Source organism: Kribbella pratensis (assembly GCF_004365355.1).
GTDB lineage: Bacteria > Actinomycetota > Actinomycetes > Propionibacteriales > Kribbellaceae > Kribbella.
Genome location: NZ_SODP01000004.1, coordinates 628,041 through 651,725 on the forward strand (window position 1 = coordinate 628,041; position 23,685 = coordinate 651,725).

At 68.1% G+C, this 23,685-nt stretch carries 22 protein-coding genes; 5 read left to right on the plus strand and 17 right to left on the minus strand.

Annotation, left to right across the window (positions count from 1 at the left end; genetic code table 11):
• Positions 1–21: 21 nt before the first annotated feature.
• The 4 genes from EV653_RS37390 to EV653_RS37405 all read right to left on the minus strand — a co-directional run bounded on the left by EV653_RS37390 (position 22) and on the right by EV653_RS37405 (position 3,963).
• A complete protein-coding gene (locus EV653_RS37390; protein ID WP_134110697.1) occupies positions 22–837 on the minus strand; it encodes an ABC transporter permease in 816 nt (271 codons plus the stop codon).
• Positions 834–1,823, minus strand: a complete 990-nt coding sequence (locus tag EV653_RS37395; RefSeq protein WP_134110699.1) for an ATP-binding cassette domain-containing protein — start codon at positions 1,821–1,823, stop codon at positions 834–836. Before EV653_RS37395 ends, EV653_RS37390 begins: the two co-directional genes overlap by 4 nt.
• A 98-nt stretch (positions 1,824–1,921) precedes the next feature.
• On the minus strand, positions 1,922–3,238 hold the full coding sequence (locus EV653_RS37400; protein WP_134110701.1) for an MFS transporter: 1,317 nt from the start codon (positions 3,236–3,238) through the stop codon (positions 1,922–1,924).
• Positions 3,235–3,963, minus strand: coding sequence for a GntR family transcriptional regulator (locus EV653_RS37405; protein WP_238160703.1), 729 nt, complete (start codon positions 3,961–3,963; stop codon positions 3,235–3,237). The genes EV653_RS37400 and EV653_RS37405 overlap by 4 nt, the downstream gene beginning before the upstream one ends.
• A 284-nt stretch (positions 3,964–4,247) precedes the next feature.
• On the opposite strand from EV653_RS37405, the gene EV653_RS37410 reads away from it, so the two are divergent.
• Positions 4,248–5,681 carry a S8 family peptidase gene (locus EV653_RS37410; protein WP_134110703.1) on the plus strand — a complete coding sequence of 478 codons (1,434 nt, stop codon included), beginning with the start codon at positions 4,248–4,250 and terminating at the stop codon, positions 5,679–5,681.
• A gap of 127 nt (positions 5,682–5,808) precedes the next feature.
• On the opposite strand, the gene EV653_RS37415 is transcribed toward EV653_RS37410, so the two are convergent.
• Positions 5,809–6,396 (minus strand): GNAT family N-acetyltransferase, encoded by a 588-nt coding sequence (locus EV653_RS37415; RefSeq protein ID WP_134110705.1) that lies wholly within the window; start codon positions 6,394–6,396, stop codon positions 5,809–5,811.
• 223 nt (positions 6,397–6,619) lie between these two features.
• On the opposite strand from EV653_RS37415, the gene EV653_RS37420 reads away from it, so the two are divergent.
• Entirely contained in the window at positions 6,620–7,039 is a 420-nt protein-coding gene (locus EV653_RS37420; RefSeq protein ID WP_134110707.1) for a hypothetical protein, read from the plus strand.
• 11 nt (positions 7,040–7,050) lie between these two features.
• Here the strand turns inward: EV653_RS37420 and EV653_RS37425 are convergent, their stop codons facing one another.
• The 7 genes from EV653_RS37425 to EV653_RS37455 all read right to left on the minus strand — a co-directional run bounded on the left by EV653_RS37425 (position 7,051) and on the right by EV653_RS37455 (position 14,719).
• A complete protein-coding gene (locus EV653_RS37425; RefSeq protein ID WP_202872001.1) occupies positions 7,051–7,881 on the minus strand; it encodes a DMT family transporter in 831 nt (276 codons plus the stop codon).
• 133 nt (positions 7,882–8,014) lie between these two features.
• On the minus strand, positions 8,015–8,962 hold the full coding sequence (locus tag EV653_RS37430) for an NAD-dependent epimerase/dehydratase family protein (RefSeq protein WP_134110709.1): 948 nt from the start codon (positions 8,960–8,962) through the stop codon (positions 8,015–8,017).
• Positions 8,959–9,387: a MerR family transcriptional regulator gene (locus EV653_RS37435; RefSeq protein WP_134110711.1), complete on the minus strand. Its 429-nt coding sequence runs from the start codon at positions 9,385–9,387 to the stop codon at positions 8,959–8,961. Before EV653_RS37435 ends, EV653_RS37430 begins: the two co-directional genes overlap by 4 nt.
• A gap of 162 nt (positions 9,388–9,549) precedes the next feature.
• On the minus strand, positions 9,550–11,019 hold the full coding sequence (locus tag EV653_RS37440) for a dihydrolipoamide acetyltransferase family protein (RefSeq protein ID WP_202872002.1): 1,470 nt from the start codon (positions 11,017–11,019) through the stop codon (positions 9,550–9,552).
• The gene (locus EV653_RS37445) at positions 11,019–11,996 is read right to left on the minus strand and encodes an alpha-ketoacid dehydrogenase subunit beta (protein WP_134110714.1); all 978 of its coding nucleotides are present in this window, start codon (positions 11,994–11,996) and stop codon (positions 11,019–11,021) included. Before EV653_RS37445 ends, EV653_RS37440 begins: the two co-directional genes overlap by 1 nt.
• A gap of 3 nt (positions 11,997–11,999) precedes the next feature.
• Positions 12,000–13,163 (minus strand): pyruvate dehydrogenase (acetyl-transferring) E1 component subunit alpha, encoded by a 1,164-nt coding sequence (gene pdhA, locus EV653_RS37450; protein ID WP_134110716.1) that lies wholly within the window; start codon positions 13,161–13,163, stop codon positions 12,000–12,002.
• A gap of 332 nt (positions 13,164–13,495) precedes the next feature.
• Entirely contained in the window at positions 13,496–14,719 is a 1,224-nt protein-coding gene (locus tag EV653_RS37455) for a phytase (RefSeq protein WP_134110718.1), read from the minus strand.
• Between the two features lie 129 nt (positions 14,720–14,848).
• Between EV653_RS37455 and EV653_RS37460 the strand changes: the two genes are divergently transcribed.
• Both EV653_RS37460 and EV653_RS37465 read left to right on the plus strand, forming a co-directional pair.
• Positions 14,849–15,817 (plus strand): EamA family transporter, encoded by a 969-nt coding sequence (locus EV653_RS37460; protein WP_238160704.1) that lies wholly within the window; start codon positions 14,849–14,851, stop codon positions 15,815–15,817.
• 514 nt (positions 15,818–16,331) lie between these two features.
• Positions 16,332–16,925, plus strand: a complete 594-nt coding sequence (locus EV653_RS37465; protein WP_134110720.1) for a hypothetical protein — start codon at positions 16,332–16,334, stop codon at positions 16,923–16,925.
• 997 nt (positions 16,926–17,922) lie between these two features.
• On the opposite strand, the gene EV653_RS37470 is transcribed toward EV653_RS37465, so the two are convergent.
• Complete coding sequence (locus EV653_RS37470) at positions 17,923–18,630, minus strand: SDR family NAD(P)-dependent oxidoreductase (RefSeq protein ID WP_166679682.1); 708 nt, start codon at positions 18,628–18,630, stop codon at positions 17,923–17,925.
• Entirely contained in the window at positions 18,627–19,706 is a 1,080-nt protein-coding gene (gene hisC, locus EV653_RS37475) for a histidinol-phosphate transaminase (protein WP_134110725.1), read from the minus strand. Before hisC ends, EV653_RS37470 begins: the two co-directional genes overlap by 4 nt.
• Before the next feature lie 156 nt (positions 19,707–19,862).
• Here hisC and EV653_RS37480 point away from each other — a divergent pair, with 156 nt between their 5' ends.
• Positions 19,863–20,735: a dimethylarginine dimethylaminohydrolase family protein gene (locus EV653_RS37480; RefSeq protein ID WP_134110727.1), complete on the plus strand. Its 873-nt coding sequence runs from the start codon at positions 19,863–19,865 to the stop codon at positions 20,733–20,735.
• Here EV653_RS37480 and EV653_RS37485 read toward each other — a convergent pair.
• Genes EV653_RS37485 through EV653_RS37495 form a run of 3 tightly spaced genes read right to left on the minus strand, consistent with a single transcriptional unit; the run spans position 20,724 to position 23,599 of the window.
• The gene (locus tag EV653_RS37485) at positions 20,724–21,404 is read right to left on the minus strand and encodes a hypothetical protein (protein ID WP_134110729.1); all 681 of its coding nucleotides are present in this window, start codon (positions 21,402–21,404) and stop codon (positions 20,724–20,726) included. The genes EV653_RS37480 and EV653_RS37485 overlap by 12 nt on opposite strands.
• Positions 21,341–21,955, minus strand: a complete 615-nt coding sequence (locus tag EV653_RS37490) for an S-layer protein (RefSeq protein WP_134111043.1) — start codon at positions 21,953–21,955, stop codon at positions 21,341–21,343. The genes EV653_RS37485 and EV653_RS37490 overlap by 64 nt, the downstream gene beginning before the upstream one ends.
• Positions 21,956–21,976: 21 nt before the next feature.
• Complete coding sequence (locus EV653_RS37495) at positions 21,977–23,599, minus strand: phage tail tip lysozyme (protein ID WP_238160705.1); 1,623 nt, start codon at positions 23,597–23,599, stop codon at positions 21,977–21,979.
• Positions 23,600–23,685: the final 86 nt, after the last annotated feature.

Here is a 23,685-nt window from a genome sequence, read left to right on the forward strand (position 1 = left end):
GACGCTCACCACCGACAGATTTCAGGTACGGCGGCGGTAGGCGCGGATCGCCAGCGGGGCGAAGACCGCGACCAGACCGACCATCCAGGCCAGCGTGATCAGCAACGGCTTCTGGACCGCACCGCCACCCATCAGGGCGCGTTCGGTGTTGACCAGGTACGTGATCGGACTGACCTTGGTGAAGGCCTGCAGGAAACCCGGCAGCGTGCTGGTCGGGACGAAGATGTTGCTGCCGAAGGTCAGCGGGAACATCACCAGGAACGCGATGCCCTGGACGCCCTGGGCGGTCTTCATGGTGAGGCCGAGCCAGACCCAGATCCAGCACATCGACAGCGCGAACAGCAGCACGATCAGCATGGCGAGGAGGCCGTTGCCGACGCCGTTGTGGAAGCGGAAGCCCAGCACGAATCCGCTCGTCATCAGGATCACGATCGACAGCGAGTACCGGACCGCGTCGCCGAGGACCGCGCCGATCAGCGGCGAGATCCGGGCGATCGGCAGGCTGCGGAACCGGTCGAAGACGCCCTTGGCGAAGTCGTCGTTCAGGCCGACCCCGGTGCCCATCGTCGCGAACACGACGGTCTGCACCAGCAGGCCGGGCAGCAGAACCGGCAAGTAGCTGCGCCAGCCGCCACCGCCCGCGATCGCTCCGCCGAAGACGAACAGGAACAGCGCCAGGAAGATGATCGGCTGGAACGTCACGTCCGCCAGCGCTTCCGGGTTCTGCCGGATCCGGACGATGTTGCGCCAGGCGAGCGTCAGGCTCTGCGAGACCCAGGCGAACGGCCGTGACCGGTGGCCCAATTGGGTAGGTGGTTCGAGGGTTGCGGTGGTCACCGACCCACTCCTTCCAGTACGGCGTCGGACTTCTTCTCTTCGGCGGTGTGACCGGTCAGGGCGAGGAAGACCTCGTCCAGGCTGGGCAGTCGCAGCGACAGCTCGGTGACCGCGATCCCGGCCTCGTCCAGCCGCCGTACGACGACCGGCATCGACGAGCCGTCGCTCACCGGAACGCTGACGAGGGTGTTCACCACGTCGACGCTCGGACGCGTACCGGTCGACTCCGCGACGATCGCGGCGACCCGCTCGAGGTGCGCCGGCTCGGCCGGGCGGACATCCAGCGACTGCTTGCCGGCCTGCGCCTTCAGCTCGGCCGGACGGCCGGACGCGACCACAGAGCCCTTGTCGAACACCACGATCGAGTCGGCCAGCGCATCGGCCTCCTCCAGGTACTGCGTGGTGAGCAGGACGGTGGTGCCGTCGAGGACCAGGTTGCGGATCGTCTCCCAGACGCCGTTGCGGGCGTGCGGGTCGAGACCGGTGGTGGGCTCGTCCAGGTACAGGATGCTCGGGTTGCCGACCAGGCTCGCGGCCAGGTCGAGCCGGCGGCGCATACCGCCGGAGTACGTCTTCGCGATCCGCTCACCCGCGTCGGTCAGCTCGAACCGCTCGAGCAGCTGGTCCGCCCGGGCCCGGGACTGCTCCCGCGAGAACCCGAGGAGCCGGCCGATCATGATCAGGTTCCGGCGACCGGACATGTCCTCGTCGACGGAGGCGTACTGGCCGGTGAGCCCGATGATGCTGCGGACCTTGCCGGCCTCCCGTACGACGTCGTACCCGCCGACCGTCGCCTGGCCGGCGTCGGGCCGGAGCAGGGTGCCGAGAATGCGGACCGCGGTCGTCTTGCCGGCGCCGTTCGGACCGAGGACGCCGAGAACCGTGCCGGTGGGCACGCTCAGGTCGACGCCGGCAAGCGCGGTGGTGTTGCCATATTTTTTGACCAGACCGACCGCCTCGATGGCGACCTGGTTCGTTGTGGTCATCAGTTCCTCCCAGTGGCCTTACTTCACTGGGACTACCTTGGCCCTCTGCCCTGTCACCGACCTGGCACTTGCCTGACACCCCGTGCCAGCGCGCTGTCTCAGCCCTTCAGGGGGACGATCTGGTTCGCCAGCAAGGCCTGGTAGGCCTCCGGGTTGTAGCGGGCCAGGTGACCGCGCGCCTTGCGGCGGTACTTGAGGATCTGCCGCGTGCCGATCGCCCACAGCACGTACTGGAACGCCAGCGCGAACTTGAAGTCCTCGATCGTCTGCGGCGCCCCACCGGACGAGGTGTCGAGCAGGATGCCCACCATGCCGATACACAGCAGCGTGGCGATGAACCCGCCGGTGTTGACCATCCCGTTGGCCGCACCGAACCGGGTCGCGGGGTTGAACGTCCGCGCGTAGTCCAGCCCGAGCATAGACCCCGGACCACCAGCAGCCTGTACGACGATCAGCAGCAGGAGCACCGGCATCGGCGCACGGCCCGGCCACAGCAGTACTACGGTCCACATCAGCACCGAGCCGGCGATCACCGCTAGCACGATCCACGACCGGTAGAACGGGAACCTAGCGGCGTACCGCCCGACCAGGGGGCCGTAACAGAGCCCAGCGAGCACAGGGATGATCAGCATTGCCGCTGCGGTCGTCGGCGCGACGCCCTGACCCTGCACGAGGAACGGATAGCCCCAGAGCAGTCCGAAGGTGCTGCCGGAGAAGCTGGTGGTGAAGTGCGTCCACAGCCCCAGCCGCGTGCCCGGCTCCTTCCAGGCACGACGCAGGTTCTGCTTGACCTCGTGGAGCGGCTGCTTCGCGCGGCGGAGCGGTTCGTCGTACGGCGTGTCCTTGATGAGGAACAGCACCAGTACGCCGGCCACGAGGCTCAGCACGCTCGCACCCGCGAACGTCGGAGTCCATCCGAAGGCGTGGAAGGCAGCAGCCATCGGAACGGTCGACATGATCGCTCCGAGACCACCGAGCATTCCGGTCGCCTGTGACATCACTGGCTGCCGCAGTGCGGGGAACCAGGACATGACCACACGCAGCACGCTGATGAACACCAGTGCGTCGCCTACACCCAGTACGGCGCGTGCCGCGAGTGCAGCGGGGTACGAATCGACCAGACTGAACGCGGACTGCGCCACGAACAGCAGTCCGGACGCAGCGATCAGCAAACGCTTGGAGCCGTACCGATCGAGCAGGATGCCGACGGGCACCTGCATGGCGGCGTACACCGTGAGCTGTACGACGGTGAAGCTGGCCAGTGCGGATGCGGAGATGTGGAAGCGCTCAGCGGCCTGTAGGCCGGCCACGCTCATCGAACCGCGGTGCAGCACGGTGACGAGGTACGTCAGGACAGCAGTGATCCACACCGCCCAGGCTCGCCGACCGCCCAGGGGGAAGAGAAGTTCGGTCACCGAGCGCCTCGCAGATCATTTGCGGCTTCGGCAATGTGCGCGACGACGAGCTCACGGAACCGCTTGACGCTGTTGCCGCCGAGCGCGTCGATCATCTCCTGGTGCGCAATGATCGACTTGTCCATCCTCGCGGGCTGCACCTCGATACCGGGCACGCCCATCCGGACCTGACGGTCACGCAGGCTGTTGTAGAGCTTGGCGAGGATCTCGTTGCCGGCGGCACCGACAATGGCCTCGTGGAAGGCCCGGTCGGCCTCCAGGAAGCTCTTCGCGTCGCCCGCCTTGCGGTGGGCGCGCATCTCGTCGACGCGCTGGGTCAGCCGCTCGATCAACTGCTTGCGCCGCGGCCAGACCTTGGCGGCGGCGTGCGTCTCGAGCAGCTCGCGGGCCTCGAGGACGTCCTCGATCTCCTGCGGCAGGACGGGCAGGACAAGCGCGCCCTTCTTCGGGTACAGCTTGACGAGTCCGGATTCCTCCAGGCGGAGCAGGGCCTCGCGGACCGGCGTACGGGAGACTCCGACGGCGGTAGCGAGCTCGCCCTCGGTCAGCAGCTCGCCGCCTGGGTAGACGCGGTCCAGGATCGCCGCCTTCACGTACGCGTACACGCGCTCGGCCGCGGGGATCTTCTCCACCCCCGGCGCCGCCTCGACCACCACCCGGGCGATCTCCGCGGTCTGGTCTCCCAGGATCAACGCATCACTCGCCGGCTCCGGCGCCCCGCTCACCACTGAAACTCCCCACCCATACGACTGGTATCTCTGTTGTATCTATCTTACCCACACCTCAATCCACCGGCCGGGCGGGTTATTCCCCAGCTTGTCCACGAGTTATCCACAGGCAGATCCACAGGATGTGGGCAACTGAGCGTGAACGGGTGGACGCTCGGTAGTGACGAATGCAGGGTTTCCCCTGCGTTGTGGATAAGGAACTCCGTCTGTCCGGAATCCGCTCTAGAGTCTCCGGATACGGCCCGGCCCCGTCCGCCCGGGCCCAGCTCCGAGGAGGCAGCGTGTCCCGAACTTCCCGTCCCCGCCGGCTGTCGGCCGGCCTGGCCGCGGCCACGCTGGCGCTGACGTCCCTCAGCGCCGCGACGGCGTACGCCGCACCGCTCGACAACCCCACGCCCGGTCCCCTGATGAACTACGTGATCAACACCAAGGCCTCGCCGGGCCATGTCCGGAAGGTCGAGGACGCGGTGAAGCAGGCCGGCGGGACGGTGCTCTCGTCGTACCGGGAGTTCGGGGTGGTGGTCGCGCAGTCGACCAACGCGAACTTCAAGGTCGACGTGCGCGCCGGACACAACGGGCGGGAGGTGCAGTCCGTCGGCGCCACCCGGACCGCGGCCGTCAGCGAGGGGGCGAGCGGGCTGAGCTCGGCCGCGTCGGTCAACTCGGTCGGCTCGGTGGATGAGACCACGGCGACGCCGGTGCTCGACCCGCGCGAGAGCGAGCAGTGGGACATGGTCCAGATCAAGGCGGACCAGGCTCACACCGTGACCGACGGCTCGCGGCGCGTGCTGGTCGGCATCAACGACAGCGGCGTGGACGACACCCACCCCGACCTTGCGCCGAACTTCGATGCACGTGACTCGGTCAGCTGCGTGAAGAACGGCGTACCGGATCAGACGCCCGGCATCTGGCGGCCGACGACCAGCCCGCACGGCACGCACGTCGCGGGCACCGTCGCCGCGGCGCGCAACGGCGTGGGCATCGTCGGTGTCGCCCCGGGGGTGCGGATCGCGTCGGTCAAGGTCGTGAACGACGACGGCTTCATCTACCCGGAGTACTCGATCTGCGGGATCGTGTGGGCCGCCGAGCACCACATGGACGTGACGAACCACAGCTACTTCATCGACCCGTTCCAGTTCTGGTGCAAGGACAACGGCGACCAGGGCGCGGTGCAGGAAGCGGTCCGGCGCGCGTACGCGTGGGCCGCTGACCGCGGGACGCTGTCGGTCGCCGCAGCCGGCAACTCGAACTACGACCTGGCCAACAAGACCACCGACACCACCAGCCCGAACGACTCGACCCCCGTCAGCCGGACGATCGACAACAACTGCCTCGACATGCCGACCGAGCTCCCCGGCGTGATCACCGTCGCCAGCACCACGCAGGCGCGGGCCAAGAGCAGCTTCTCGAACTTCGGCCTGAACAAGATCGACGTCGCCGCACCCGGTAGCTCGATCCTGTCCACGCTGCCCGGTGGTGGCTACGGCCTGATGAGCGGTACGTCGATGGCGTCGCCGCACGTCACCGGCATCGCAGCCCTCCTCAAGTCCACCCACCCGTGGTGGGGCCCGCGCGACCTCGAACAAGCCCTCCAGCGCGAGGCCGACGACACCGCCTGCCCGACCACCCCGGACGCCCGCTGCACCGGCACCACCGCCAACAACGCCTTCTACGGCGAAGGCATCGCCGACGCCCTCGACGCCGTCCACCGCTAACAAGCCGAGTGGGGGTCCACCGCCCGGGACCCCCACTCACTCATCACCTGTCTTCGACCGAACTGCGGTCGGGGTGAATGTGGTTCGGCCCATCGACCGCCAGCTCCGCGTCGACCGCTGGGCTGGTTCAGGCGTGTGTGGCTGGGGCCACCTCGCGCACCATTACGCAGTTGCCCAGCCCCTTGGGGCGGTCGTAGGTGAAGCCTTCGCGCTCGTACATCGTGCGGGTGCCGTTGTACAGGAACGACGAGTTCTTCTTCCGGACGCCGCCGGTGTCGTGCGGGTAGCCCTCGACGAGTCCGCCGCCGGCCTGCGCGATCAGGTCGACGGCCCCGCGCAGGGCGATCGCCGCAAGGCCCTGACCGCGAACACCGCGTTCGACCAGGATGCACGTGACCCGGTAGTCGGGCAGTCGCTCGGCAGTGGCGACGTACTCCTTGCGGTGCTGGATGTTGGGCAGCTCCTCGGGTGATCCATACTCCGCCCAGGCGACGGCCCGGTCGCCGTCGTAGACCAGCGCCGCGTGCGCGATCCCGTCGGCCACCAGACGTTGCTTGAGCGCCCGGTTCCCCTCGGCGGTCTGGCCCTTCTCCGCGCAATCGGGATGGAAATGCGTGCACCAGCAGCTGGCGAACATGCCCTTGTTCCGCTCGACGAGAGCGGCGAAGTCATCGAACGTCTCCGGCGTGAGCGCCTTGATCGTGAAGTCGGACATACCGGCAACGTACTCCCGATTCCGGACGTTCCGCGTCCGGTAACTCACTTCGAGCCCATCGCCAATCACTGGGATACGTCTTTCAATACGGTTATTCCTCGGACGCATCTCAGGAGGACCGATGACTCTTCCACCATTGATCCTCACGGGTGGACCTGCGGCAGGAAAGAGCGTGACGGCGCGTGCTCTGGCGCAAGGTCGCCCAAGGTGCGCAGTCATTGACGTGGACGACGTGCGCCAACTCGTCGTCTCCGGCGGCGTCGCTCCGTGGGAGGGCCAGGAAGGCCAGGCGCAGCAGCGGCTCGGTGTGATCAACGCCTGCGGCCTTGGTCGAAACTTCCTTGCCTCCGGCATCGAAGTCGTCGTCGCTGACGTGCTCACACCACAGACCTGCGCCTTGTACAGACGAGAGCTACCCGGGTGCCTGATCGTGCATATGACCTTGGATCTGCCAGACGCGCGGCAGCGCGCGGAGTCCCGCGAGGTGTGGCTGACCGACGATGAGTTCCGCATGCTCCACGAGTCGGACACGGCGAACCCTCCGGACGCCGATCATCACATCCAGGTCGGCACCCTCGACTTGCACAACCAGACCGAGATGGTGGCAAGACTCTGGGGAGCGGCCGCCGACGATCGGCTCTGATCGCAGTACGCCTATCCGAGGGTGATCAGGACGATGCCGGTTACTACTACGGCGGCGGCTGCGGCGCGTTTGGGGCCGAAGCGTTCGTTGAAGAAGAGGGTGCCGATGAGGGCCCCGAAGATGATGCTGGTTTCGCGGAGGGCGGCGATGGCTGCGAGGGTGCCTCGGGTTTGGGCCCAGAGGACGAGACCGTAGGCGGCCATCGAGACGACTCCGCCGAACAGGCCCGAGAAGATCGCGGGTTTGGGCAGGTTGAAGGCTTGTGGACCGCGCCAGAGTACGACGGCCAGCGGGACCGCGAAGCCCTGGAGCATGAAGACCCAGCCCATGTACGTCGCGACCGGCATCTTGTGGACGGCGACCCCGTCGACGACCGTGTACGACGCGATCATCAAGCCGGTGCCGAACGCGGCGAGCAGCGCCGGCAACTGACGGCGGCCGGGACGGCCGATGAAGACCAGGCCGATCAGACCGCCCGAGATCAGCAGTACGCCGGCCAGCTCGATAACCGCCAGGTGCTGGTGCAGTACGACGATCGACACCACAGCGACGACCCACGGCGACGTACCGCGAGCCAATGGATACATCTGGCTGAACTGACCGAGCTGGTACGACGCCAGCAACCCGCCCAAATACGCAAGGTGCAGCAGCGCCGACGCGACGATGTACCCCCAGGTGCCGGCCGGCGGAAGACCCGTCAGCAGGATGGCGACGAGACCGATCACCCCGGCGGCGAGCTCGAACAACGCCAGCCCGGCGACGCGATCCGGTGCCCCGTGCGCCATCGCGTTCCAGGTGGCGTGCAGAACCGCCGCTCCGAGCACCACAAAGATCACCAGCACCGCCCCACCATCTCACCGCCCACGTCAGAAGGCAGCCGGATTACGCCAGCCGCAGACGGTGGCCTGAGGCGTCGCTGACGGTCCGCTGATCATCCCGGCGCGCGAGCTGGAACGGGTCGGCTGGCGGTGAGGTTCAGAGGATGCCTGGCGCTAGGCCGAGGTTGCGGAGGCTTTCGGCGGTTTCGAGGATGGTGGTTTTGAGGGCGCGGGGTTGCCAGCCGAGTTCGGTTCGGGCTCGGTCGTTGTGGATGATCGGGCGGGGCAGGTCGGGGCCCGGCGCCTCTTCGGTGGGCGCGGGCGGGCCGAGGATCTGGGCGATCTCGAGGAAGCTGACGGTCGGATCGTTGGCTACGGCAAGGAAACGCTTGCCTGCGGCATCGGGTTCGGCCATGGCGCGGACGTGGAGATCGGCGACGTCGCGTACGTCGACCACGCCGAAGCGCGCTCGTGGCGCCACGGTCATCGTGCCGTCGAGCATCAGCTTGATCAGCTGGGTCGACGAACGCAGGTCGGTGGTGAGCGTCGGGCCGAAGATCGCGGTCGGGTTCACGACCACGAGTTCCGTGTCAGCGCCGCGCATCAACTCCCATGCAGCTCGCTCGGCGATCGCCTTCGAGCGCGGGTACGGCGCAAGTCCGGGCGTAGCGGGATCCGTCCAGTCGTCCTCCGTGAACTCGGCACTGGGCTTCGGCGTGTACCCGACAGCCGCGAACGACGACGTCACTACGACGCGCCGCGCGCCGGCGTCACGCGCTGCCCGCAGTACCCGCAGCGTTCCCTCGCGTGCCGGGATGATCAGCTCGTCCGGATCTTCCGGCTGCGTCAGCGGGATCGGCGACGCGACGTGATGAACTTCCGAGCAGCCTGCGACCGCAGCAGACCAGCCGTCGTCGGACATCAGGTCGGCCTCGACGATCTCCAGCCCCGAATCGTCGGCACCACCTCGGCGTACGGCGGCGCGCACTTCGGCGGAGCGGGCCGTCGTCGAGCGAACCGTCGTACGGACCTCCTGCCCGTCGCGGAGGAGGCGCGCGATCAGGTGGGTGGCGAGGTAGCCGGAACCGCCGGTGACCAGGATCATCGCAATACCTCCACCACGCCGATGAGGCGCTCGATCGTCTCGGCCTCGGCGGTCGCGTCGCCGCGGTCGCGGGCGTCCCAGAGCGCGGCCTTCTCGCGGAGATACTCGAGCCGCACGCGCTGGGCGGCGATCTCCGCCTCGACCCGCTCCGCGTGGCGCAGCAGCAGGTCGCGCTGCTCGGCCGCCGCCTCGCGACCGCGGATCCGGTTGGCCAGGTACGTGCGCATATCGTCGATGCCGACGCCGGCCGCGCGGAGACAGGCCAGCGCTTCGAGGGTGTCCACGTCGGTGTCGCCGTACCGGCGATGGCCGCTGCTGGCGTCGCGGTCGATCGGGCCGACCAGGCCGACGTCCTCGTAGTAACGCAGCGTGGGCTCGCTCAGCCCGCTCCGCCGCGCCACCTCCTGAATGGTGAAGCTCGTCATGTGACCCACGGTCACACACCTCAAGCGCTTGAGGTCAAACAGCACGGCGCCGCTGTTCGCGGAACATTTCTGCCACCCGGCGCAACATTGCTTCCGCAAACCTGGTCCAGGAGCGGGCGAAGGCCCGGGTGGTTGCCCACCCGGGCCTTCGTGGAACGTTGCTCAGAACATCAGTGCGCGGGCCGGGTCCTCGAGGATGCTTGCGACATCGGAGAGGAAGATCGAGCCCTTCTCGCCGTCGATCAGGCGATGGTCGAACGAGAGCGCGAGCGTGGTGACCCAGCGCGGGACGATCTCGTCGTCCACAACCCACGGCTGCTTGCGGACGGCGCCGAAGGCGAGGATCGCGGCCTCGCCCGGGTTGATGATCGGCGTACCGGCGTCGACGCCGAACACGCCGACGTTGGTGATCGTGAACGAACCGCCGGCCTGGTCCGCCGGTTGCGTCTTGCCCTCGCGGGCGGTGGCGACCAGGTCGTTCAGCGCCTTACACAGCTCGGGCAGGGTGAGCGAGTCGGCGCCCTTGATGTTCGGGACGATCAGCCCGCGCGGGGTGGCCGCGGCGATGCCGAGGTTGACCGCGCCCTTGTACACGATCTCCTGCGCCTGCTCGTCCCACGCCGCGTTGATGATCGGCGTACGACGGGCCGCGAGGGTGACGGCCTTCGCGACGATGAGCAGCGGCGAGACGCGGAGGTCGCGGAACGCCTTGTCGCCCTTCAACCGCTCGACCAGCTCCATCGTGGCGCTGACGTCGACGGTGATCCACTCGGTCACATGCGGCGCGGTGAACGCACTGGCAACCATCGCCTGCGCCATCACCTTCTGCACACCCTTCACCGGCACCCGAGTGTCACCCTGACCACTCACCACCGGAGCAGCTTCATAAGCCGGCTCGGCCGGAGCGGACTCATAAGCCGGAGCGGCCGCATGACCCTCGACATCAGCCCGGGTGATGATCCCACCCGGCCCACTCGCGGTCACCACAGCCAGATCAATCCCCAGATCCTTGGCCAGCTTGCGAACCGGCGGCTTAGCCAGCACGTGCACGGCAACACCGTTGCCTCCGGCAACATCACCGGCGTGCGCCGCGGGTGCGGCTGCCGGCGCCTGTGGCGCCGGGGTGAGGGTGGAAGCGGCGGCCGGAGCGGAAGAGGCAGCCGGAGCTGCGGCCGGGCGGGCCGGGGGTGCGGCGGCGGGGCCGGCGACCGGCGTCGGCTGGGTAGCTCCACCCGCAGCCGGGGGCGAGCCGGCAGGTGGCTTGCGGGCTCGGCGTTTGGCTTCGGTGGTTTTGGGGCCGTAGCCGACGAGGACCGCGGTGCGGCCGCCGGTTTCTTCGGCCGGTTCGGGGACGGTGGGCACCAGGTCGTCGGCCAGAGCCTCGGCCGGCGACTCGGTTTCCACGGAGATGATCGGGGTGCCGACGTCTACCGTCTCGCCCTCGGGAACCAGGAGCTCTTTGACCACGCCGGCGAACGGCACCGGCAGCTCGACCAGGGACTTCGCGGTCTCGATCTCGACGATGGTGTCGTTGAGCTTGACCGTGTCGCCCGGCTTGACCTTCCAGCTGACGATCTCGGCCTCGACCAGCCCCTCACCGACGTCGGGGAGGCGGAACTGCTGGATGCCCATCAGTACTCCATCACCCGGTCGACGCCGTCCAGCACCCGGTCCAGGTCCGGCAGGTAGTCGTCCTCCATCCGCGATGGCGGGTAGGGCGTGTCGTACCCGGTCACGCGCAGTACCGGAGCCTCGAGGTGGTAGAAGCACTCCTCGGTCACCCGCGCCGCGATCTCGGATCCGGTGCCTAGCGACAGCGGCGCCTCGTGCACCACCAGCGCCCGCCGGGTCTTCTTGACCGACGCGAAGATCGTCGCGAGGTCCAGCGGCGCGATCGTCCGCAGGTCGACAACCTCCAGGTTGCGTCCGTCCTCGACCGCGGCCTCGGCCGCCTGCAGGCAGGTCTTCACCATCGGGCCGTAGCAGAACAGTGTCGCGTCGGTGCCCTCACGGACCACCTTCGCCTGGTGCAGCGGCTGCACGGGCGGTACGGACTCGTCCAGCTCCGCCTTCTCGTGGTAGCGGCGCTTCGGCTCGAAGAACACGACCGGGTCGTCGGACGAGATCGCCTGCTGGATCATCCAGTACGCGTCCACCGGGTCGCCACACGAGACGACCTTGAGCCCGGGCACGTGCGCAAACAGCGTCTCCGGCGACTCCGAGTGGTGCTCGACCGCGCCGATGCCACCGCCGTACGGGATCCGGATGACGACCGGCATCTTGATCCGGCCCTCGGAGCGGTAGTGCATCTTCGCGACCTGGTTGATGATCTGGTCGTACGCCGGGAACACGAAGCCGTCGAACTGGATCTCGCAGACCGGCCGGTAGCCGCGCAGCGCCAGGCCGACCGCGGTGCCGATGATGCCGGACTCGGCCAGCGGGGTGTCGATGACTCGGTCCTCGCCGAAGTCTTTCTGCAGACCCTCGGTGACGCGGAAGACGCCGCCGAGCTTGCCGATGTCCTCGCCCATGACGACGACCTTCGGGTCCTTCTCCATCGCGGCCCGCAGGCCCGCGTTGATGGCCTTGCCGAGAGTGATCTTGGTCATCGCTCAGCCCTCGCCTTCGAACGACGCGGCGTACGCGGCGAACTGGTCCCGCTGCTCGGCCAGCTGCGGGGTCTCCTCGACGTACACGTGCTTGAAGAAGTCCGTGAGCACCGGATCCGGCAGTGCGAGGCAGCCGTCCCGCAGCTCGGCGGCGATCTTGTCCGCGTCGGCCTCGACCTGGTCGAAGAAGTCGTGGTCGACCCCGGCATGCCGGGCCAGGTACGCGTGCACGCGCTCGATCGGGTCCTTGAGCTTCCAGTGCTCGAGGTCCTCGTTGAGCCGGTACTTCGTCGGGTCGTCGGAGGTGGTGTGCGCGCCCATCCGGTACGTGTACGCCTCGATCAGCGACGGACCGCTGCCCTCGCGGGCCCGCTTCAGCGCCTGCTGGGTGACGGCGTACGTCGCGAGCACGTCGTTGCCGTCGACGCGGACGCCGGGGAAGCCGAAGCCGGCAGCGCGCTGGTACAGCGGGATCCGGGTCTGCCGGTCGATCGGCTCCGAGATCGCCCACTGGTTGTTCTGGCAGAAGAAGACCACCGGCGCGTTGAAGACCGAGGACCAGATGAACGCCTCGTTGACGTCGCCCTGGCTGCTGGCGCCGTCACCGAAGTACGCGATCGTCGCCTCGCCGTTCTCGGCGTCGCCGATCGCGTGGTCGCGCTGCTGACCCATCGCGTACCCGGTCGCGTGCAGCGTCTGGGCGCCGATCACAATCGTGTAGAGGTGGAAGTTGTTGTCCTTGGGGTCCCAGCCGCCCTGGTCGACGCCGCGGAACAGGCCGAGCAGCCGCAGCGGGTCGACGCCCTGGCACCACGCGACACCGTGCTCGCGGTAGGTCGGGAAGACCATGTCCCTGTCGTTCAACGCCCGGCCGGAGCCGATCTGGGCGGCCTCCTGACCGAGCAGCGACGCCCACAGCCCGAGCTCACCCTGGCGCTGCAGAGCGGTCGCCTCGGAGTCGATCCGGCGGACCAGGACCATGTCCCGGTAGAAGCCCTTGATCGCGTCGTCGTCGAGGTCGAACGAATAGTCCGGGTGCTCGACGCGCTCACCTTCCGGCGTCAGCAGCTGGACGAACTCGACCTCCTCGGAGGCCTGGGGCGGACTGACCGGCGCCTCGTGGGGCGCGAACACTTCCGGGGCAGGGCCCGGCACCGACTCACTCACATGCACTCCTCGGGTTCGAGCGCGGGATCGCCGCGACCGCAACGTTGCACGGGGCCGGCCCGTTTCGCCGGATGAGGCTTTCGCAGGCTGGTCCGCGTGATTCCAGGGGTTGATGCACTGCAGGCAGTGGACCTCCTCACCGGTCTCACTCCCATCTTGCCGGACACCGTACCGAGCAGGTGCCTGATCCGCTAACTGTCTGGACTCCGGCAGGTACGCCGGTACCGAAAACGGTCTCAGGATGAGACACCAGTCCACCTACTGGTCCCATCCCAGCGCTCATATTACAGATTTCCGGCGCATCGACGACATGCGTCACAACTTCGTCTCGATCAGGGCAGTTTCTCCAGCCGGACCAGCTTGAAGTTCGTGCCCTCGCGGTCGCCGTCACCCGGAGTGTTATCTCCGTCATGTACGGCGAACAGCCCGTGCGGGAACCGCGCTCCGAGCGGCTCGGTGGTCACCGCGGCGCCGTCACTGTGCTGTACGCCGTCCGCCGCGGGGCCGTCGACGACCTCGAATCCGGCGCGGTAGAACAGTCGGCGTCCGTCCATCCGGTAGCTCGCGAACGTCGAGTCGCCCTGGCTGGACGCGTACAGCGTGCGCCGGCCGTGCTCGTACGCGATGGTCAGACCCTCGGCGTCCGCGCTGAGGTGCTTCCCCGCGTCCGGGCTGACCGGTCCGGCCGCCTCACACTCTTCGGTCTGCTCGTTATAGACAGCCTTCTGGCCGAACTCACGGACCTTCTCCAGCAGTTCAGGCTTGCCGTGCTGCGGGATGCGCCAGACGCCGACATCCTCCTGGGCGGCGTACAGGTCGTTGGTGGTGCGGTCGAACACCATGCCCTCGAGCTGCGGCCGGTCGCCCGGGTCCTCGCAGGGCGACCACGTGGTCCCGTCGGTGAGCGTGAAGCTCGCCGGCAGATCGACATACCATACGGTTTGGTATGTCGTCTTCCCGCGGCCGTCCGGGACGAGCCGGAGGAACGCGACGCGGGTCTCGCTCCGCCGGGTCACCGCGACGACAGGCTGCCCGTTGATCGAGGTCGTCGCGAGACCGTACGCCGTCCGCTGATCCTGCACCTCTTCTCTGTCCTTGCTGAACACGAGCGGGGCGTTGGCGCTGGTCACGTCGGTGAGGCGGCCGTTCTTGATCGCGTACGTGCGGAGCTGGTCGCGGCCGCGGTCGGTGACGACGGCGAGGTTCCCGACGATGTCCACGTTGTTGAACCGGCCCGACTCCTGCCCCTCCTCCGGCGCAGGCGGCGTGGCGAACCGCTGCACCTGCTTGCCGGTGAGGTCGAAGACCGTCAGCCCGCCGTTCTTCAGCGTGCCGAGGACGACGCTGCGTCCGGGGTCCTTCTGATCGATCCAGATCGCGGGATCGTCCGCGTTCGCATTGCCGCCGGCCTCGTCGTCCCAGTTCGGAGCGGTCTCGGCGGCGGCGGTCACCCCCGTCAACTCTGTCACCCCAGTGGGCCCACTCGCGTACGCCGGGTGCACCCCGAGCGTCACAGTCAGCGCAGCCACGACTACCCCGGCGATCCGCATCTTCATTCTCCTCACGATCACGGCAGTAGCCGCACCCTGCCGGGTGCCGATGGCCTGGCGGGAAACAGTGGATTGCTGGCCGGAAACCGCCTTGCGCGCCGGATCGCCCAGCCATAGCGTAAGCATCATTCCTGCATGACACCCCTGACAGGTGAGGAGACTCGGATGGCCGCCTCCGCTCCGGCCCCAGTGGTCGGGACCGGTTCCCGTCCGGCCTCCGGCGCGATGATCTGGACCGCGCTCACGGTCGTGTACATCGTCTGGGGTTCGACGTACCTGGCGATCCGGGTGGTCGTGGACGCCGACATCCCGCCGATGCTGGGGATGGCGACGCGCTTCCTGACCGCGGCGGTACTGCTGGCGGCAGGCCTGGCCGTGAAGTCCGGGTGGAAGCGGCTGCGGATCACGCGCCAGGAGGCGGTCGGCGCGGCCACGGTCGGCGTACTGCTGCTTGCCTTTGGCAACGGTGCGGTGGCGATCGCGGAGCAGACCGTCCCGTCCGGGTTGGCGGCGCTGCTCGTCGCGGCGATCCCGTTGTGGCTGATGTTGCTGCGGGTGGGTGGCGGCGAGCGGCCGCGCGCGATGACGTGGATCGGTGTACTGATCGGGTTCGGCGGCGCGGCATTGCTGGCGTTGTCAGGTGGCAACACCAGCGCGAAGCCGTTGTCGGTCGCGATCCTCATGGTCGGCACGATCTGCTGGGCGATCGGTTCGCGGTTCGCACCGCGGCTCGGCCTGCCGCGGGATCCGCTGGTGACCGCGCTCTACGAGATGGTCTTCGGCGGTACGGCGATGGTGCTGCTCGGCGTACTGCGAGGCGAGCCCGGGCGGTTGCACCTCGACCGCGTGGACGGGTCGGGGTGGATCGCGCTGGGGTACCTGGTCGTGTTCGGCTCGCTGCTCGCGTACACGGCGTACTCGTATCTGCTGGCGAACGCGCCGATCTCGCTGGTCGGGACGTACGCGTACGTCAACCCGGCGGTGGCTGTGTTCCTGGGATGGCTGATCCTCAGCGAGAGCCTGACGTGGCAGATCCTGCTCGGCGGCGCGGTGATCATCGTCGGCGTCGCCCTCGTGGTCACGTCGGAGCGCCGGCGGAAGTGACGTAGTACGACCCCGGTACGAAGTGACGTAGTACAGAGCCGGATACAAGGAAAGACCCGGGCCCACGAGGGACCCGGGTCTCCCACCGCTGCCGATGCGCGCGGCAGCGGGTCTGACGCCGGTCGCACCGTGCCCCGAAAAAACACGGCACGAAACTCGGCAATGGTTCCAACGATATTCCGGCAGATCGTGCTATTGCCAATTCGGCGACCACCGAGCCCACCGAAACAATGTCCCGATTCACCGGGCATCCGTCACCCGCGCTGACTCAACGACGCACCACGGGCTCGGTTACGGGTGCTTCTGTTTCAACTTCCACTCGCTCTTCCGACCGTGCCGTTGCTGGTAAGTTGCCTGGTCAGCACGGGATTGATTGCTTTGTCAGGAAACTCATCACCGTCGACCTATGTGCCCGCCTGCGGCGAAAAAGTTGACGAAAAAGTTTGTAACCGGTGCTGCCAGGTGTCGTTAGCACTAAGACGAATCCGTCAAACCCGAAAGGAAACCTGGCATAATGCAGGTAACTCGCAAGATCGTCGCAGCTGCGGCAGTGGCGACCGTCGCCACCCTGGGCCTGGCCACCATGGTGAGCGCCAACGTTCTGGACGACGCGCAGAAGAAGGCTCAGGACACCGGCCTGGCCGACGCGGCATCGGCGGCCAGCAAGGGCTACGACATGGGCCACGCTCGCTGGTGGGGCGTCAAGAAGGACGGCTCCCTGGTCGCGATCGACCGCAACGACCTCGGTGCGGTCCAGGCCTGCCACAACTTCGGTGCCGGCACCGGCATCGGCGGCACCGTGCCGGCCGAGGACATCACCGGCATCGTTGGCTGGGGCAACGACGGCAACAGCATCACCGCCGTCAAGACCTGCGAGCAGAGCAACGAGCAGAACCGCAAGTGGTACAAGGCTGACGGCAACGGCGTTGTCTCGGTGAGCGACAACAAGGTCGGTCCGTGGCAGGTCTGCCACAACGAGATCGACGCCACGGGCATCGGCGGCACCGTGCCGCTGACGAACCCGACCGGCATCCTCGGCCTGGACAACGACGGCAACTCCGTCGACTCGCTCAAGACCTGCGAGCAGAGCAACGAGCAGAACAACTGACCCTCCCTGGTCAGTGATGCAGGACCCGAACCAGCCACCTCGGTGGGTTGACTGATTCGGAGCAACACGCAACAACCGCGGCGCCGGGAGCAAGCCTCACTCCTCCCGGCGCCGCTCTTTTGTTTCACCAAGCCGCGCCGTGAGTCGAGTCGTGGGGATCGGGCGAGCCGACGTCCCTCCCCCCGCCCTATCGCCGGACCTTCCCCACAGATCACTCACCAAGCCGCGCCGTGAGCCCGAGTCGTGGGGATCGGGCGAGCCGACGTCCCTCCCCCCGCCCTATCGCCGGACCTTCCCCACAGATCGCTCACCAAGCCGCGCCGTGAGCCCAAGTCGTGGGATTGGGCGAGCCGTGGCGACCTCGTTCACGACTCGGCGCGGCGGACACCCGCCAAACGCCACGAGTCGGCGGCAGAGCGGACGGACTGGGGCGGGAGCCGGATCGGCCCGGCGAACCCCAGCTCCCCGAGCGGCTCCGGTTGGCGAACGTCTCAGGGGTTAACCCCTGGCCTTGCCGGTTCACACGCTTCATACAGGCCGCTAACCGGCAAGTGGACGGGTTAACCCCTCCCGTGCCGGGCGACGCAGCTTGGTGGCCAGCGGTGGCTCGGACGTGTGCGCCGGTTCGTCAGCTCCGTCAGCTTCCCGTCCTGCGCGAGCTTGACGATCGCGGCGGTGCAGCACGAGTCGATCGATCACCACGGTCGCGGCCCACCACGAAGCAGTTCTACGCGCGGCAGCGCGCTGGTACGGCGGTAGCCGGAAAGGATTCGCTGACGATGAGTCGGAGGGTGGGTCGCAGCCGCGCGTAACGCCGCGCGGGCCGACCGCACCCGGGCGAGCTGGCCGGGTGGGTGGGAGCCGCGCGTAAGACCGTGCGGGCCGACCGCACCCGGGCGAGCTGGCCGGCTGGGCGGGAGCCGCGCGTAACACCACGCGCGCCGACCGCACCCGGGCGAGCTGTCCGTAGTACCTATCGCCCGGGTGACCGCAGTACCTAGAGGTGGCGGAGGTCTACGCAGGAGCCGTTGGGGAGGTTTCGGGTGAGGAGGGACCAGATGCCGGTGGCGGCTGCTTCTGGGGTGGTGAGGGAGCCGGAGCGCTTTAGCTCGTGGAAGCGGGACACGGATGGGAAGTCCGCCTCGGCTGTGGCGCGGATCTCGGACTGCATGGCGGTGTCGACCACGCCGGGAGCCACGGCGATGACGTAGGAGTTGGCGGGTTGCTCTTGGCCGACCGTGCGGACCCAGTGCTCTACGGCCGCCTTCCCCGCGTTGTAAGAGGACCAACCGGCGTACGCCGTCTTGGCAGCTCCGGAGGAGAGCAGGATCAGGTGGCGTTCGCACGTGAGGTGAGCGGACGCGCGGAGGAACGCGGCGCCGAGCACCTGCGGAGCGGCCGAGTTGAGCAGGACCGCACGGGTGTACGAGGACGGATCAGCAGAGGCCGCGGGGCCGATCGGGCTGATGGTGCCGGCGTTGTGGATGAAGATCGCGTGGTCGCCGTCGTACTCGGCCAGTTCCTTCGTGAAGTGCGCTTCGACAACGGCCCAGCCGGCGGGGTCCGAGAGGTCGGCCCGCAGGTGGTTCGGCGTACCGCCCCGGCGGGAGATGTCGATGACGCGGGCGTCCGGGATCGGCACCGCCGCGGCGAGGGCGGCGCCGATCCCGGCCGATGCGCCGGAGATCCAGACGAGCGCGCTCACTGGCGCCAAGCGCGGGCGACGCCGAGGAAGAGGTCGTTGGCTTCGGACTCGCCGATGGTGACGCGGACGCCGTCGCCGGGGAACGGGCGGACCGAGACGCCCTCGGCCTGCACAGCTTCGGCGAACTTGACGGTGTCCTCGCCCAGGTCGAGCCAGACGAAGTTCGTCTCCGACTCCGGCACGTCCCAGCCGGCGGCACGCAGCTCATCGACAACGCGGGTCCGCTCGGCGACCAGCGCGTCGACCCGCTCGAGGAGCTCCTCCTCGACAGCCAGGGACGCGATCGCCGCGGACTGTGCGACGTAGCTGACTCCGAACGGCAGCGCGCACTTGCGGATCGCGGCGACCACCGGCGGGTGGCCGATCGCGTACCCGACGCGGAAGCCGGCCAGACCGTACGCCTTCGAGAACGTCCGCATCACGACCACGTTCGGCCGGTCGCGGTACACCTCGACGCCGTCAACAACGTCGGTCTCGCGGACGAACTCGCGGTACGCCTCGTCCAGGACGACGAGCACGTTCGACGGTACGACGTCCAGGAACGCGAGCAGCTCGTCCCGGCGTACGACGGGGCCGGTCGGGTTGTTCGGCGTACAGACCAGCACGACCTTGGTGCGGTCGGTGATCGCGGCCTCCATCGCCTTGAAGTCGTGGCGGGCGTCGGCGGTCAGCGGCACCTGGACCGACGTGGCGCCGGTCAGCTGAACAGCGATCGGGTACGCCTCGAACGAGCGCCAGGCGTAGACGACCTCGTCACCCTCCGAGACCGTGGCCTGCAGCAGGTGGTACAGCAATGCGACCGATCCGGTCCCGACCGCGAGATCGCTGACCGGTACGCCGAACCGGGCCGAGAGCGCGTCGAGCAGCTCGACACAGCCCATGTCCGGGTAGCGGTTCATCTGGGCCGCAGCCTCGGTCGCGGCGGCGAGCACGCCCGGGAGCGGCGGGTACGGGTTCTCGTTGCTGGACAACTTGTACGTCGGCCGGCCGTCGGTGCGCGCCGGCGGACGGCCCGGCTTGTAAGCCGCGACGTCGTCCAGGCAGGCGCGAAAGCGAACCTCGTTGTCAGGGGTCATGCCCGCAGGTTAGTCCTTACCTCACGCCGGAACCACCCTCCTTCGAGCGACCTCGCGCACACCGTTTGACTCCGGGTACGTCGAGCCTCAAACTGACTGATTGTCGGACAATCAGGAGATCTGACACTGGATCTCATCGGGTCAGGGAGGGTGTTCATGGGGCAGCCACTGGGGTGGGGTCGTCGCTATCTGATGGTCCGGCCGGACCACTTCCGGATCGACTACGTGATCAACCCGTACATGTCGACCCAGGACCAGCCGGACCCGGCGCTGACGCTCAAGCAGTGGGACTCCCTGCGGCAGGCGATCGTGGACGCCGGCGGCGAGGTCGAAGTACTGGCGCAGCGCCAGGACTCCCCCGACATGGTGTACGCGATGAACCTCGGGCTGGCGGCCGCGGACGGGCGCGCGATGCTCTCGCACATGCGGTTCGAGCCGCGCCGCAAGGAGTCGCTGACCGCGGCCGAGTGGTTCACGGGGCACGGTTTCCAGCTGGACCGGACCGGCGGTGAAGGCGTCGGACCGCACTTCGAGTCCGGGGATGCGTTCGTGTTCGGCGACAGCCTGGTCGTCGGGTACGGTCCGCGCACCGAGGCCGACGCACTCAAGCACCTCGCGACCGGGTGGAACATCCGCGTCCGTGGGCTGCGGATCGCGCACGAGGGCATGTACCACCTGGACCTGCCGTTCTGCCCGGTGGACAGCACCCACGCGATGGTCTACCCGCCGGCGTTCGACACCGCCAGCCAGGCCGAACTAGCCGCCATCGTTCCCGACCCGATCGTGCTGACCGACGACGAGGCCTTCGCGTTCACCGCGAACTCCATCGTCGTGAACGAGACGATCATCATGCCCGCCTGCTCCCCACGCCTTCGCGCAATCTTCACCGACTTGGGCCTACGAGTAGTCGTCCTGGACCTCTCCGAGTTCCACAAGGGCGGCGGCTCGGCCCGCTGCCTGACCAACCCCCTGGACTTCCCCCTGGCCGACATCACCACCCCCGGCGGCGAACTACTCCTACCAGCCTGAGCGCGCGTCAGCAGCCGCCAGCCCAGCACGCATCGACTCCCGGACCGCCGGCTCCCAGGCGCCCGTGTTGGCGAGCGGGATCTCGGTCATGAACCGCCGCTCGGCCTCCGGGATCCGAGCGACGACGAGATCCGGGTCAGAGACGACGGTCGCGTAAATCGTCGGACCATCGGCGGAGAACAGGTCTGCGATGACCAGTCGTCCGTCGGCGGTCCGCATGACGTTGTCCGGATTGTCGTCCAGCGGTCCACACCAGGGCAGCTCTGCCTGGGCGCGCTCGTGAACGCGGTGCACCACGTCGACGAGATCGGCGACTTCCGGTGCTCGTGCAGCAATCGCGTCGTGGAACGCCGCGGCTTCGGCTTCAGGAACCGGCTGGAGTGGCTCCATCAGTTGGAGGTCGCCGCCGCCGGTCAGGCGGTGGTGGGCGAACAGTTGTGGGACCTGGCCGGTGTACGACGCCTCGCGGTAGAACGCGGCGACGTACGGACCGGCCGGGTCGAACGGGCTGATGCGCGCGACCGCCGTACCGTCCGGGGACAGGAGTGCTGTCGCCCAGTCGCCGACACCGCAGTGGGTCCACCCCGCCGCGAGAAGCCCCCCTTCTACTTGCCGGTGGTCCAGATCAGGTCGAGGGTGGCTGGGTCCCAGCCATAGCCTTGGATCCATTGGTCGGCTTTTTCTCTGCCTTGGGGACCGTAGATCTCGATGACGACCGAGATCGCCTCCGGGTTGGTCGGGTCGGTCTTGGACTTGGTGTAGGTGGCCTCGAAGCCGTCGCCGACGTACGGCAGCTGGCTGAGGATCGGGTACTTCTGCTTGAGCCTGGCCTGGGTCTCGTCGTACCGCCGACCCGCCTCGGCCTCGAGCTTCAGTTCCTCTCCGGGATTGTTCTTGGCCCATTCGCGACCCTCGGCGCTGTTGGCATAGAGGTACATCTTGACGGCCTGCCGATCGCCCTCGGCGGTGAACGTCATCGTGTAGCCCTCGAAGCCCCGGCGCTGACCCTCGAGCGTGTGCTGGCCGGCCTTCACCTTGATCTCACCGTTCGCGGGGATCTCGTGGCCGTCCAGCTTCAGCGTCAGGTCGTTCGGGATGGACTCCACGGTCAGGCTGGTCTGCGAGCCGCCGCGGAACAGCAGGATGCCGCCGACCAGCACGACGACGACCGCCAGCGCGACCACGCCGATAAACAACGGCCGCCGGTTCTCCTCCAGCATCAGCTGCACCCGTTCCTTTCCTCAGCTCTTCGGTACCGGCGCGCTCTTCAGCCGGTAGACAGTGAACTGCCCACCGACGCCGTACAGGTGACCGGCCTCCGGCACGTGATCGTGCAGCGAGCCGGACGCCGAGTTGTACCCGCCGCCGTCCTTGCCCCACGGACCGACGTACAGGTACGTGTGGCCGGGACCGTTCAGGATGTCACCCGGCTTCATCCCGCCCGGTGGCTCACCGTGCCACCAGTCGTACTTCCCCGAGGACTCCAGGTAGGTGCGCTGCACATCGGTGCCTACATTCGGGTACTTCGGGTCGGCGCCGCTCATGTGCATCACCGTCGCGACGAACCGGCCACAGTCACTGTACGGATCCTCGCCGCTGCCGCCGTCGTTGTACTTCGCCATCGCCTCGACGAACTCCGGCTTCGCGATGCTCGCGGCGACGCCGTCGTGACCGCTCTCCGGCCAGGCCAGGTTCTTCGCGACCGCGGCGATGTTGCCGCTGCCGGCGCCGCACCCGCTGGGGTCGTCGCCGCCGCCCTTGCCGGCGGCCGGAGCCGATCCGCCGAAGGTGTTCAGCACGTGCTCGGCGTTCGCCTTGCGCTCGGCGTACCGCGGGTTGTTCGGGTTCTCGTATCCTGCGAACCGCTCGAACTGGCCGCCGAACGCGACCGCGGCAGCGTCGACGCTGGTGGCGGCCTTGACCGCGTCACCGGCGGCCTTCTCCGACAGCGGCGGCTTGCCGAGGAGCTGTTTGTGCAGGAACTCCAGCTGGTAGGCCAGCGAGCCGATGACGTCGTCGCCGACCCCGGCATCGCGGGACGGGTTGATCATCTTGGACGCCGGCGTCCACTGGACGATGCCCCAGCCGCCCGAGTACCCGAGCACGTCCGCGGGCTTGGTCACCGTCCCGGGCGCCGTGCCCTGCTTGCGGCCGGGCTCGACGCTGGACTCGCTGATCATGTTGCCGACGATGCCGGCGGCCTGCTCCTTGGTGTATCCGTTCTGGACGAAGAAGTTGAACGCCTTCTGCTGGTTGTTCGCTCCGCTGAGGTCGCCGTTGAGGCAGGAGCAGCCGCTGTCGCCGGAGTCGGAGGTGTCGAGCTCGAACGGGTTCTTGTCCGGCTTCTGGGTCTCCCAATCCGCGGGATCGTCTTTCTTCTCGGCCTTGTTGACCCACATCTCCCAGTGGATGTGCGGGCCGACCAGCCCGGGCGCGACCTCGTCGCCGGTGCCGGAGGTGCCGATCACGTCGCCGCGCTTGACGTCGGCGTTCAGCGCCACGCTGATGGTCTTGAGGTACTTCGTCCGCGTCTCGACGTCCTCGCGCCGGATCCGGACCTCGCCGCCGTCGGCCTTGACGACCTTGCCGTCCTGCGAGGCGTAGACCTTGCTGCCCTCGTCGACCTTGAAGTCGTATCCCTGGTGCGGAGCGACGGACAGCGGGTCGGTCCAGTCGACGTCGATCTTCTGCGAGTCGGTCGGGTACGCGAACAGGCTCTGTTCCGTGGCCTGCTGAGCGCATTGCGCCTCGGCCGTGTCCATCCCGCCCAGGACACCGAGCAGCATCAGCAGGACGATCAGCAGCGGGAGCAGCAGGATCAGCCCGATCGCGCCGAGGATCGGCAGCACTTTGCTGTCTCCCACGTTGTGCTCCTCGCTCACTCGAGTGGACTCCCGCGCCGGTCCGCGAAGAGGGGCGGCCACTGGGGGAAATGCTGCCCGAAAACCGG